13 protein-coding genes are annotated in these 12,390 nt (G+C 36.2%); 6 read left to right on the forward strand and 7 right to left on the reverse strand.

The features are described from left to right. The first annotated feature begins 17 nt into the window (after positions 1-17). Positions 18-536, forward strand: coding sequence for a thioredoxin family protein (locus tag K9M53_RS14850; protein WP_224016399.1), 519 nt, complete (start codon positions 18-20; stop codon positions 534-536). A gap of 99 nt (positions 537-635) precedes the next feature. On the opposite strand, the gene K9M53_RS14855 is transcribed toward K9M53_RS14850, so the two are convergent. From K9M53_RS14855 to rsfS, 7 genes are all read right to left on the reverse strand, one after another. After that, complete coding sequence (locus K9M53_RS14855) at positions 636-1,736, reverse strand: mechanosensitive ion channel family protein (protein WP_224016401.1); 1,101 nt, start codon at positions 1,734-1,736, stop codon at positions 636-638. A gap of 19 nt (positions 1,737-1,755) precedes the next feature. Beyond that, a complete protein-coding gene (locus K9M53_RS14860; protein ID WP_224016403.1) occupies positions 1,756-2,568 on the reverse strand; it encodes an NHL repeat-containing protein in 813 nt (270 codons plus the stop codon). Next, on the reverse strand, positions 2,565-3,317 hold the full coding sequence (locus tag K9M53_RS14865) for a UDP-2,3-diacylglucosamine diphosphatase (RefSeq protein WP_224016405.1): 753 nt from the start codon (positions 3,315-3,317) through the stop codon (positions 2,565-2,567). The genes K9M53_RS14860 and K9M53_RS14865 overlap by 4 nt, the downstream gene beginning before the upstream one ends. Next, a complete protein-coding gene (locus K9M53_RS14870; protein ID WP_224016407.1) occupies positions 3,318-4,088 on the reverse strand; it encodes a nucleotidyltransferase domain-containing protein in 771 nt (256 codons plus the stop codon). Between the two features lie 5 nt (positions 4,089-4,093). Further along, the gene (locus tag K9M53_RS14875; protein WP_224016409.1) at positions 4,094-4,714 is read right to left on the reverse strand and encodes a LutC/YkgG family protein; all 621 of its coding nucleotides are present in this window, start codon (positions 4,712-4,714) and stop codon (positions 4,094-4,096) included. 10 nt (positions 4,715-4,724) lie between these two features. Next, entirely contained in the window at positions 4,725-6,812 is a 2,088-nt protein-coding gene (gene ftsH / locus K9M53_RS14880) for an ATP-dependent zinc metalloprotease FtsH (protein ID WP_224016411.1), read from the reverse strand. A gap of 61 nt (positions 6,813-6,873) precedes the next feature. After that, positions 6,874-7,278: a ribosome silencing factor gene (gene rsfS / locus K9M53_RS14885; RefSeq protein WP_224016413.1), complete on the reverse strand. Its 405-nt coding sequence runs from the start codon at positions 7,276-7,278 to the stop codon at positions 6,874-6,876. 116 nt (positions 7,279-7,394) lie between these two features. Between rsfS and K9M53_RS14890 the strand changes: the two genes are divergently transcribed. From K9M53_RS14890 to K9M53_RS14910, 5 genes are all read left to right on the forward strand, one after another. Beyond that, positions 7,395-8,141: a biotin--[acetyl-CoA-carboxylase] ligase gene (locus K9M53_RS14890; protein WP_224016415.1), complete on the forward strand. Its 747-nt coding sequence runs from the start codon at positions 7,395-7,397 to the stop codon at positions 8,139-8,141. Positions 8,142-8,211: 70 nt separating this feature from the next. Then, entirely contained in the window at positions 8,212-9,591 is a 1,380-nt protein-coding gene (locus K9M53_RS14895; protein WP_224016417.1) for a LutB/LldF family L-lactate oxidation iron-sulfur protein, read from the forward strand. A 22-nt stretch (positions 9,592-9,613) separates the two neighbouring features. Then, positions 9,614-10,912: a polysaccharide deacetylase family protein gene (locus K9M53_RS14900; RefSeq protein ID WP_224016419.1), complete on the forward strand. Its 1,299-nt coding sequence runs from the start codon at positions 9,614-9,616 to the stop codon at positions 10,910-10,912. Between the two features lie 40 nt (positions 10,913-10,952). Beyond that, on the forward strand, positions 10,953-11,582 hold the full coding sequence (locus tag K9M53_RS14905) for a phosphatase PAP2 family protein (RefSeq protein WP_224016421.1): 630 nt from the start codon (positions 10,953-10,955) through the stop codon (positions 11,580-11,582). A gap of 30 nt (positions 11,583-11,612) precedes the next feature. Continuing rightward, positions 11,613-12,362, forward strand: coding sequence for a glycosyltransferase family 2 protein (locus K9M53_RS14910; RefSeq protein WP_224016423.1), 750 nt, complete (start codon positions 11,613-11,615; stop codon positions 12,360-12,362). Positions 12,363-12,390: the final 28 nt, after the last annotated feature.

The following is a 12,390-nucleotide window of genomic DNA, read 5'->3' on the forward strand; positions in this document are numbered from 1 at the left end:
ATAGCTGTTTTAAGCCTATGAAACTTTATATAACTTTCTTTTCTTTTTTACTTCTTTCTCTTACATCTCTGGCACAGGTTCAATATGAAATAAGTAAAGACCCCAAACATCCTGAAGTAAAAGTTTTAAAAGGAATCATCAGCAGATCAATTATTGAAAACGATACTTCTTTTCAGTGGTATGCTCCGAATAAGAATTTGTATACACCTGATGCTGCTGTTGTTGACGCTTTTAAACGTTCAAAAGACAGCCTCTCTTTTGTAGTGTTTGGTGGAACCTGGTGCGAAGACACGCAGTTTCTATTACCGAAATTCTTTAAGCTGTTAGAACTAAGCGGCATGCGAGATTCGTCTGTTAGCTTGTTTGGTGTTGACAGAAATAAACAAACTTTGGGCAATATCGCTGCTGCCTTTAATATTACCAACGTTCCTACATTTATTGTTATGAAAAACGGAAAAGAAATTGGTCGATTAGTGGAGTATGGAAAGACGGGTAAGTGGGATAAAGAGTTGGCAGATATTATTAGTGCGAATTGATTTCACGCAAAGATGCGAAGGAAATAAGACGAAAAGTTTTGTTTCTCACAGAGGCAAGGATATTTTGAATACGGCATTCTTTGTGCACTCTGTGAGACACTACTCTTCTTTATTCTCGTTGCTTATTATAATAGTACTTGTTTCTCCGGCTAACTGAATTGAATTTTCCTCTATCAGTTTTTTAATAGAAAAATTTATTTGTTGTTTGAATGTATCCACCTCTTCCTGCGTAAAGGTTTCAGTAAAATATTCTACACTTATCAATAAAGCAACCTTGCTCAATTCTTTAAAATATACAGTGGAGGAAATGATTTGAGCCCCATTAGATGCCAATAGCTTTTTTATAGCATCAATAAATGTTTGTGCTGTAACGGAATGAGTGGTTGGAGAGAGCTCAATATTTATCAGTGTCCTTCGCTGTGTGCGCATGCTTTGGTTATCTACCACCGAATCCACCATTTGTTTGTTAGGAACGGTTACCAAAGTTTTATCAGCAGTACGGATACGGGTGCTACGCAAACCTATCTTTTCTACCTTGCCTGTTATGTTATTAATTTTCACTACATCATCTGTAAAAAAAGGTTTATCAAAAAAGATGATGAAAGATGCTATTAAGTTCTCTAAACTTTCTTTGGCAGCCAATGCCAATGCAGCGCCGACAATACTTAACCCCGTTAATAAATTTCCAATGTGCTGGTTAAAACAGGCTTTTATGATCAATAAAATCCCAACAATCCCGATGATAACTTTTAAAAAATCCCTGAAGAAAATGATCAACTGGTTGTCTTTAACATCCGAGGCATGATGCGCCTGTTCTTTTAATGCTAATGCAACAAAATCTATCAATCGCAATAACAACCAGATAAATGCTACGATAATAATAGCAGTTCCGGTTCTTGTTATAATATCCTTAATAGAATGCCCATATATTTCATAATTGAGTTCAACAGGAAATTTTAATTTGTCTAAAGAGAAAACAGTAATGGCAATTACCAGTACCATTTCAATGGGAGCTATCACCAGGTCGATGAACGCTTTGCCATTTAATGTTTTCCAAATACGTTTGGATAATTTTAAAACAATAGAGGCAATATAGCGGGATATAATTCTTTTAAGAACAATGGCAGCGAGGATAGTGCCGCCTACCATTAGGTAGGCTTTTATGGTATTGTCGAGATATACATGATTTAATAACTCCATAGCCAAAGTTACTGTAACACTATTTTACAGAGAAAACATAAATTCCGTCTTGCTTTAAAACGTAGATCTTATTTATGCCTGCTTCTATCTGCAATGCATTATTAAAGCTCTCAGGCAGTGCATATTCTTTCAAATTTAATGAGCCCAATTGGTATTCATATACTTTAGTATCGGTAAACCCATAAATGCTTGTTTTCACCACGTCTATGTTTTTCCAATGCAAAAAAGAAAGCTTGTTCTTAAGCGAGCCATAGTAATCAAAAATATAAATGCCTTTATTGGGATCGTATAAATAAACAAAACCATCCCGGTCAATGATCTGCGTAGGTGAAGGAATAGAGTCAAACAATAAACGGAAATCGACTGTTTCTGAAATCACATTACCATCACCATCCATTTTTTTCAGTTTACTATCTCCCTCATCAAACAGCCATATATTATTGTCATAAGAAGTAGCAATGCTGTTTACATTAAACACGCCTTGCTTACGCAGGTTGATCGTATTGAGCGTATTTAAAAACCGATCTAAAACCAGCACTGAAGCAAAGTTTTTATAGAACAATAATAACTTTAAGGAATTGGATGCATCAATAGAAGATAGCTGCCCATGTCTTCTTACTTCATTAAACACACCAACAGAATCGCCGCTGCTGTTTATTTTAATAAGCTGATTGGAATTTGTAAGCGCATAAATATTGTCCAAATTATCAACGGTAAAATAGCTATAATCGCCGGGTATGGTTTTTACAAATTTAAATGAAGAATCATTCTGCGCTTTTGATAGCAGGGGTAAAAAAAAGAAAACAAATAATATTTTTTTTAGGTGATTCACTTTTTATAATATTTCAATTCAGTTGTATTGCCATCAAAAACTGCATAAGAGTCGTACCTGATCCAATCTCCTAAATTAATATAGCGGCTGTTATCGGGCAATGCAAAATCGATAGGTAAATGCCGATGCCCGAAAATAAAATAATCAAAATGTTCCTTTTGCAAGATCTCTTTACAATAGATGATCAACCATTCTTTGTCTTCTCCGTAAAATTTTTCTGCTTCAGCTGCGCCGGCCTCACGACTTCTATTGGATGAATAATTAGCAATCCCCATTCCTATCTGTGGCGGTAATATGCCAAACAGCCATTGGCAAATTTTATTTCTAAAGATCTTCTTTAAAAATTTATAGCCGTGATCGCCGGGACCTAGCCCATCGCCATGCCCTACATAAAATTTTTTATTGTTGAACTCAAACGTCTTAGGCTCAAAGTAAACAGGAATGTTTAATTCTTTTTGAAAATAATCTGTCATCCACATATCGTGATTACCCACAAAAAAATGAACAGGAATACCGCTATCAGTGATCTCTGCAAGCTTACCTAAAATACGAACGAATCCTTTAGGAACTACTTTTTTATACTCATACCAGAAATCGAACAGATCGCCAACAATGAATATTGCTGCGGCATCTTTTTTTATTTCATCCAAAAAATCAACGATCTTTTTTTCACGTTGCAAACTTGAAGCTGCATCGGGAGCGCCGAGGTGAAAATCGGAGAGAAAGTATATTTTTTTGTTGCCATTCATTTATGACCATGCTTGTTTTAAAACACTTCTAAATAGAAGATTTAATTCATAATTAGAAATTTTTGGTTCAAAACTAAACTCTTTAAGATATTTAGAAAAATAATCAATCCTATCAACTATATAATTATTAAGGATCTCTATTTTAGGTTCTTTATCTAATTCTTCTCCCTCTTTTTTTCGTGACAAAAGTTGATTAATAGCATTTTTCAACTCCCCATTTTCTACAACATTATTCAAATTAATTTCAAACTCCATAGGAGGCATTTTCTCATTTTTCTCTACCCATGCACAAGCTAATAAAGGACGTAAGACATAAAAATACTTCTTCACCTTCACCATGTCCTGTTGTAAATAATCTTTATAATTATTAACTGCCATACTCAAATAATGATACATGCACGACTTAGGGTTAAAATAAGTGCTACTTAAAGTTCTTGCTTGTTCAACAAAAGATGTTTGCTGATAATAGACAATTGGGCTAATTAGCCATTCAAATAAAGGAGGATTTGATTTTCGAAAAAGCTTTAAAGCTTTACGAAGTTCCCAGCCTGACAAATCAATATCATTAGGTAATATAAACTCTATATTTTCCTTTCTCTCATCTATAGATAAATACCAGTCTTGCACATGAACATAAATAAACCGAACATCCCAATCACTATCTTTCGATGCAAATCCCCAAGCTCTACTTCCAGATTCCACTGCATATAAAATTTTAATGGAATGTTTAACCTCAAGCTTTTTTAATTCTTCTATAATTTCATCATGCATAATATTTATGAAGATTTATCTATCAAAAACAAATAAACCTCTTTTGGCCCGTGTACGCCAACTACCAATGTTTTTTCAATATCAGCAGTTCGGCTTGGCCCGGTTGCAAAAGTTATTAATGAAGGAATATTGTTTTGATATTTTTCTTTCAATAATTGCAATGCTTCTTTAATATCGTACACTAACTGATCAGTATATGCAATGCAAATATGTACAGGCGCATAAACACTGGTTGTTCTTCCGCTTTGTTGTGCTGCACTCATTACAATAGAACCTGTTCTTGCAACTAAAAATTCACAACCGGTAACAGCAGCATCACTGCTTTCCAGGTTAATGGTATTACTGAAGGCATCGTTCCATTTATCCTCGTTGCAGTAGATTTTTGTCCATTGTTTTTCAGCAATTAATTGTTGCAGCTGTTCCTGCATATCTTTTTCATCTATGCAAAAAGCAAATCTTCCTTGCAGCTTGGTAAACTCCTGCGCAAATGTAATTTCCAGTTCATCTGCTGCAGGTTGAAAAACAGAATTATTCCCTTCGCTATCTATAAAAGGTAAAGGCGCCGGGTTACTCAGCGCCTTTCTTATTTTTTTTAAAATATTTTCTTTAGCAGGAGAAACTGTCATGCTTTATATTTTACAAAGGACTTTTATCATCATCAAAAATGGTTTTTTCCGGTGGTGCTTCAGTGATGCCATCCTTCATATCAATGTCCAATAATTTCTTTTCTCCAAACGGACGTTTACCGATCAATGCTTCCACATCACTTTGGAATAATACTTCTTTTTTTAATAATTCCTTAGCTAATGTTTCTACTTCCGATTTTTTGTCTGTTAATAATTTTTTTGTTTGCTGATAAGCACTCTCGATCAATTTACGTACTTCTTCATCGATCATTTTACCGGTTTCTTCACTATATGGTTTGGTAAAATAATTTTCCTGCTGTGGATCGTAGAAACTTATATTGCCTACTTTACTATTCATACCATACATGGTGATCATACCATAAGCGATCTTGGTAATTTGTTGCAAATCGTTGCTGGCTCCTGTGCTTATCTTTCCAAAGAAAATGTCTTCTGCAGCTCTTCCCCCTAGTGTCATACAAATCTGATCCATCAATTGATCCGTATTGTACAAGTATTGTTCTTTGGGTGTGTATTGCGCATAACCTAACGCAGCTGTACCTCTTGGCACAATGGTAACTTTTAATAACGGGTACGCATGTTCGAGGAACCATCCGCAGATGGCATGACCTGCTTCGTGATAAGCAATGATCTCTTTTTCTTCCGGAGATATAATCTTGTTCTTCTTTTCCAAACCACCGATCACCCTGTCGATCGCATCCTGGAAATCAGCCATATCAACCGCTTCTTTATTCTTGCGTGCTGCTATCAATGCTGCTTCGTTACATACGTTTGCAATATCAGCGCCCGCAAAACCAGGTGTTTGTTCTGCCAGTTTATGAATATCTAATGTCTGAGAAATTTTTATTGGTCCTAAGTGTACTTTAAAAATTGCTTCCCTGCCTTTCAGATCAGGACGATCGATAGATATTTGTCTATCAAATCTTCCGGGGCGTAGCAACGCACTGTCTAAAACATCAGGACGGTTGGTAGCAGCTAAAATGATAATCCCTAAATCAGTTCCAAAACCATCCATTTCAACAAGTAGTTGATTCAAGGTGTTTTCTCTTTCATCATTACTCATCATCATGTTCTTGCCACGTGCTCTACCAATTGCATCGATTTCATCAATGAAAATGATACAAGGAGCTTTTTCTCTTGCTTGTTTAAACAGATCACGAACACGACTAGCACCAACGCCCACAAACATTTCCACAAAATCACTACCGCTTAAACTAAAGAAAGGAACCTGAGCTTCACCCGCAACGGCTTTTGCCAATAAGGTTTTACCGGTTCCGGGAGGTCCGATCAATAAAGCACCTTTTGGAATTTTACCTCCAAGTGCTGTATATTTTTTGGGATTTTTAAGGAAGTCAACGATTTCCATTACTTCCACCTTTGCCTCATCCAAACCGGCAACATCTCCAAAGTTGATGTTCACACGGGTGGTTTTATCAAATAAAGTAGCTTTTGATTTTCCGATATTGAAAATACCGCCGGGTCCGCCGCCACCACTTGGTCCGCCAACCTTTCGCATCATCAATATAAATAGTAAGCCAATTAACAGGAAGGGGAGCAAATTCAAAATGATAGAATGGACGATATCGCCCTCTTCTCCCGCATCTGAAACAACATTGGCTGCAGTAGGATGTGCCTTGATAAAATCAGACATATCATTATTAAACCCTAATATGTCTGAAATATTAAAAACAAATTGAGGTGCCTGGGCTTTTTTAGCGTTCTCATAATCATTGTTATGACCATCTCTGTTGGTAGCCAAAATAGTTTTGTAAAAAGCTGGTTTGTTATTTAAGCTGTCTTTTTTTACAGACACTCTAACATACTTTATATTACCATTGGTGATCACTTTGTAGGCATCCACATCACCTTGTATCAACATTTGCTTAAATGCCTGAAGGTTGGTTTCTACGCTGCTTCCGCTTGTATCTCTAAACACCTGGTAAGCTATTAATGCAGCAAACGCAATAGCATATATCCAATAGATATTAAAACGGGGTTTGTTATTTTTTGCCTGGTTTTCATCTCCCGGAAGATTGGGTCCAAATTTTCTTCCGAGGTTAGGTTTATTCTCTGTTGCCATAAGTTCTTATTACAAATTTGTTTTTATATAGTTTAGCAGACGTATATCGATTGAATATATTTTAACTCTTGTGTTCCATCATCGGGGCATCGCTCCACATTTCTTCCAGCTGATAAAATTTTCTTGGTTCGGGAAGCATTACGTGTACTACCACATTCACGTAATCTATCAAGATCCACTGCAATGCTTGCCTGCCTTCGTGTTTGTATGGAATCTCAAGACATTTGCTTTTTACTTCTGCTTCAACTGAATCAGCAATTGCTTTTAATTGAATATTGTTATCAGCTTCGCAAATGATAAAAAAATCAGCAACAGCTTCGGGGATCTTACGGAGGTCAAGGCTTATAATGTTTTGTCCCTTTTTCTCCTGTATGGCATGTATGATGGTTTTTATGATCTTGCTGTTACGGGTTAAGCGGGTAACACTGCTTTTTTTTCGTGAATCCAATAATGTCAGTTTATTCAAATGCTAAAAATTTAGATTACAGATAACAAATATCATTAACTCTGTTTTGTTTTTTAATTGACAGACCTTAGCTTGCAATTAAACCCAAAAATACTACTTCTTTATTCAATCGCCTAATGCCTTTACACAGATACCCCATAACCATCTTAAGCAGCGTTGACAGCACAAATAATTATGCTATGGCACAGGTGCATGCAGGATTGGCCAAGCACGGGTTTGCCTGTTTTGCACATAAGCAAACTGCCGGAAGGGGACAAAGAGGGAAAAGCTGGCATACCGGCCATTCTCAAAATATTGCTTTAAGTGTGGTTATTGACCCGGGAAAATTAAAATTAAATAACCAGTTTTATCTGTCAGCTAGTGTAGCATTGGGCTGCTACGATCTTTTTTCAAAATATGCGGGTGATGAAACAAGCATTAAATGGGCAAACGATATATACTGGCAAAACAGGAAGGCAGGCGGTATTTTAATTGAGAACATCACTCGTGATAAAAGCTGGAAATGGTCTATAGCAGGGATCGGCATCAACATCAACCAGTCAAGATTTTCTAAAGAGCTGAAAAACCCCGTTTCTTTAAAACAAATAACAGGAAAAGATTTTGATATAGAAATAATGGCGAAAGAACTGCATAAAGCTGTTATGAAAAGAATTGATGAGCTGAATGCTGCCAACTATAAAAGTATCTTGACAGAATATAATGAGCACCTCTATAAATTAAACGAACCGGTACGTTTAAAAAAGAACAATGCCGTTTTTTCTACTGTTATAAAATCTGTATCTGCTAACGGAGAACTACATACGAAAGACACCCTGGAAAGACATTTTACCTTTGGGGAAGTGGAATGGATAATAAATGTGTAAGCGCATAGGTAATTTTATAATCTTAGATATAATTAAGTTTCCCTACGTAATTTTGTTATAGCACACCATTATGACAGAAGCCGCCGATTCCTTTACAGCAAAAAGCACTATAAAAGCCGCCGATCTGGAGCATCGACGCAAGATCAATTTTAATATTGGTAAATACAATGCTGCCGTTCCTAACGGAAAAGCGCAGTTCGCTGATCTGCATTTAGCAAGAGAAAGAGCCAAAAATATTAAGTGGCGTGCTATAGAAACATTAGATAAACAACTGGAAGATTTTGAGCTTAATTTTTCCAAACGCGGCGGCAAAGTGATCTGGGCCGAAACTGCAGAACAAGCCATCGAAGAGATTCTCACTATTTGCAAAGAAAAAAATTGTAAGACAGTAGTGAAAAGCAAAAGCATGGTTACGGAAGAAATTCACTTGAACGATGCCTTGCAACAAAATGGAATTGAAAGTATAGAAACAGACCTTGGAGAATACATACAACAGTTAGATGGAGAACCGCCTTATCATATTGTTACTCCTGCCATGCATAAAAGCAAGGAAGATATTGCCAAGCTTTTTGCCAATAAATTAGGCACCGATCCAAAACTAACACCCGAACAATTAACATTAGTTGCCCGAAAGATATTGCGTGAAAAATATACAAGAGCGGAAGTTGGTGTAACCGGCGCTAATTTTATCATCAGTGATATTGGTGGTATTGCCGTTACCGAAAATGAAGGCAATGCAAGATTAAGTTGCGCTTTTCCTAAAACGCATATTGTAATTGTGGGTATTGAAAAAATGATCCCTTCTGTTACTGATCTCGGATTGTTTTGGCCATTGCTTTCTACTTTTGGCACCGGGCAAAAAGTTACTGTTTACAATACCATTGTTACAGGACCAAAACAGGAAAATGAAACTGACGGGCCGGAAGAAATGTATGTGATATTGTTAGATAACGGAAGAACCAACATCTTACAAAATCCTAAACAAAGAGAAAGCTTGTATTGCATACGTTGCGGCGCCTGTTTAAATGCCTGCCCTGTCTATAAAAATATTGGTGGACATGCATATGGTGTTACCTACAGCGGACCGATCGGCAGTGTTATTACACCTCATTTAAAAGGAATAGATGATTATAAGCATTTAAGTTATGCCTCTTCCTTATGCGGTAACTGTACCGAAGTGTGTGCAGTTAAAATAAACCTGCATGAGTTATTGTTAGAAAATCGCCACGAATCGGTGGAAGAAGGCTTTACGAGCTTCAGTGAAAATACTGCGTGGAAATTATGGAAAATAGCAAGTCTTAAAAGAGGAATGATGAACATAGGCAACGGTAATATTAAAAATAAAGTAGTGAACGGATTATTTAAAGGATGGAAGAAACACAGAAGTGATCTGCATTTCAGCGGCAAAACCTTCAATCAATTGTGGAAAGAAAGGTTTAATGTAAAATGATCTTATTCAGCTAAACCAACTAATGGTATTACTATATTCCTCATCATCAACATCACGCCTGCAATACATCTGCAATTTTATTTTTAAAGAATTGCTGAATACCGATGTTGCCATTACAACGGATACTATCGAATTTGAAAACAATACCGGCGTTAAAATAAATTATAGCAACCGGGAATTTTCGTCTTCCTCCTTTACTCTTATACCTGCTGCCTTATTGTTTGAAACTGATATTAAAGAGCAACCAATTGAATGTTTTGAAACCAATAGCTATAAAGCTTTTTTTAAAACAATCGGTAATTTTTCGTTCGATATTTTTGCCGCATCTTTTTATTTATTGAGTCGATACGAAGAATACCTGCCTCATGAAAAAGATATGTATGGAAGATACTCTCATGAATCTTCATTAGCTTATAAAGAAGAATTTTTAAAGCTGCCGTTGATCAATATCTGGGTACAAGATTTTGCAAAAAACTTAAGATCTAAATTTTCACTTTTCTCGTTTCAATTTTCCCCTTTTACGTTTATTCCTACTTATGATATTGATATAGCTTATGCTTACAAAGGCAAAGGATTATTAAAAAATATCGGAGGATCAGTACGGTCATTTTTCACCTTTAAATTTTCGGCATTTAGCGAAAGGATAGCTGTTTTAGCAGGTATAAAAAAAGATCCTTACGATACATTTGAATGGCTGGATAAGCTGCATAAAAAATATAACTTAAGTCCTCTTTATTTTTTTCTGGTTGCCGAAAAAAATTATCTCTACGATAAAAACACGTTGCCTCATACCAAAATAATGAAGCAGTTGATAGCTGATCATGCAAAAAAATATCCCATCGGCATTCATCCTTCCTGGCAAAGCGGCGATGATCTTTCTTTACTAAAAAAAGAAATCAGCTTTTTGCAAGAGGTGTCCGGAAAAGAGATCAAAGAATGTCGGCGTCATTACCTGCGCTTTAATATTCCTGAAGGATATTATAAGTTACTTGACATCAATATGCTAAGCGATCATTCCATGGCATACGCCACAGTCAATGGATTCAGGGCTTCTATAGCTAACTCCTTTTATTGGTACGATCTTAAAAATGAAAAACAAACAGCCTTAAGAGTTCATCCTTTTTGTTATATGGAAGCCAACTCCTTATTTGAGCAAAAAGTTTCTGCCGAAGAAGCATTTACTGAAATGGTTTATTATGCCAATATTTGCAAACAGGTTGGCGGCACCATGGTAACATTATGGCACAACCATATGATAAGCAGCGAAAAAACATACAAAGGCTGGGCAGAAGCGTATGAAAAATTCTTAGCTACTTTGTAAATCATATTCATCGATCTAAATTAAAATCATAGTTTAACGAATGAAAAAAACAATTGCAGATAACTGTATTTTTTTTACCGGTTATATTGTATTTGTACTGTGTGTGGTTGTTTTTATAACTGCTTACAACAAGGTGGATGGATTTTTATTACTAAACAACTTTCATTGTAAACCGTTAACTGCTTTTTTAAATATTTATACCAATGCCGGCGATGGAGTTTTTTCTTTAGCATTGGTTCTTTTGTTTTTTCTTTTTAAAAACCGCTCTATTGCCATACAGATCTTATTATCGTTTTTATTGTCGGGAGCAATAGTACAGATAATAAAACACAGCTACACTATGCTACGTCCAAAAGCTTTATTGCTGCAAGAACACATTTCTTACTCATTGATCGATACCATACAATTAGCCGGCAATAACAGTTTCCCTTCAGGTCACGCTACCTCTGCATTTGCATTGGCAACCATATTGGCTATCAACATAAAAAACAAATGGTGGGGATTGTTGTTTTTACTATTCGCTATCAGCATTGCTTATTCAAGAGTGTATGTGGGAGATCATTTTCCCGTAGATACTTTAGGCGGCTCAATGGTGGGTGTTTTAACAGCTTTGTTGATCCATCAACTTACATTAAACAGGTTTTATATAAAGCGGCAAAACCTGCAATAATTCGTAGGTTTGCGCACTTGTTTTACTATTATGATCCTTGGAAAAAAAATCGTTATTGTATTACCTGCTTATAATGCAGCACTTACGTTACAACAAACGTATGCAGAAATCCCTTTTGATATTGTTGATGAAGTAGTATTGGTAGATGACAACAGTAAAGACGAAACTGTTATAGTCGGGCGTCAGTTAGGCATTCAGCATATAATAAAGCACGAACAAAATCGAGGCTATGGCGGTAATCAAAAAACCTGTTACAACAAAGCATTGGAATTGGGTGCTGATATTGTTATCATGCTGCATCCCGACTACCAATATACTCCCAAGCTGATACACTCAATGGCTTACCTGATTGCCAACGGCGTTTACCCGGTAGTGCTAGGCTCCCGCATCCTGGGCAATGGCGCTTTAAATGGCGGAATGCCTTTGTATAAATATGTTTCCAACCGGCTATTAACCTTATTTCAAAATTTGCTGTTGTGGCAAAAACTTTCAGAGTATCATACCGGTTATCGTGCATTTTCGGCAGAAGTATTAAAGCGGATCAATTATGAAGCCAACTCAGACGATTTTGTTTTTGACAATGAAATGTTGTCGCAAATCATGTACGCAGGTTACGAAATTGCCGAGATAACCTGTCCTACTAAATATTTTGAAGAAGCATCGAGCATTAATTTTAGCAGAAGTATAAAATATGGACTGGGTGTATTACGCACATCGGTGGTACATCGCTTATGTAAATGGAAGGTTCTAAAAAGAGAAATGTATAAAGTCAACAACTAATAACTAATAAGAAAAGGCTATCCCATAT

This window comes from Ferruginibacter albus (assembly GCF_020042285.1).
Taxonomy (GTDB): Bacteria; Bacteroidota; Bacteroidia; order Chitinophagales; family Chitinophagaceae; genus Ferruginibacter; species Ferruginibacter albus.

Coding starts and splice junctions, on each gene's coding strand:
- K9M53_RS14865 (WP_224016405.1), bottom strand. CDS start 3,317: ATGAATGGCAACAAAAAAATATACTTTCTCTCCGATTTTCACCTCGGC.
- K9M53_RS14870 (WP_224016407.1), bottom strand. CDS start 4,088: ATGCATGATGAAATTATAGAAGAATTAAAAAAGCTTGAGGTTAAACAT.
- K9M53_RS14855 (WP_224016401.1), bottom strand. CDS start 1,736: ATGGAGTTATTAAATCATGTATATCTCGACAATACCATAAAAGCCTAC.
- K9M53_RS14875 (WP_224016409.1), bottom strand. CDS start 4,714: ATGACAGTTTCTCCTGCTAAAGAAAATATTTTAAAAAAAATAAGAAAG.
- K9M53_RS14900 (WP_224016419.1), top strand. CDS start 9,614: ATGGTATTACTATATTCCTCATCATCAACATCACGCCTGCAATACATC.
- K9M53_RS14895 (WP_224016417.1), top strand. CDS start 8,212: ATGACAGAAGCCGCCGATTCCTTTACAGCAAAAAGCACTATAAAAGCC.
- K9M53_RS14910 (WP_224016423.1), top strand. CDS start 11,613: ATGATCCTTGGAAAAAAAATCGTTATTGTATTACCTGCTTATAATGCA.
- K9M53_RS14890 (WP_224016415.1), top strand. CDS start 7,395: ATGCCTTTACACAGATACCCCATAACCATCTTAAGCAGCGTTGACAGC.
- ftsH (WP_224016411.1), bottom strand. CDS start 6,812: ATGGCAACAGAGAATAAACCTAACCTCGGAAGAAAATTTGGACCCAAT.
- K9M53_RS14850 (WP_224016399.1), top strand. CDS start 18: ATGAAACTTTATATAACTTTCTTTTCTTTTTTACTTCTTTCTCTTACA.
- K9M53_RS14905 (WP_224016421.1), top strand. CDS start 10,953: ATGAAAAAAACAATTGCAGATAACTGTATTTTTTTTACCGGTTATATT.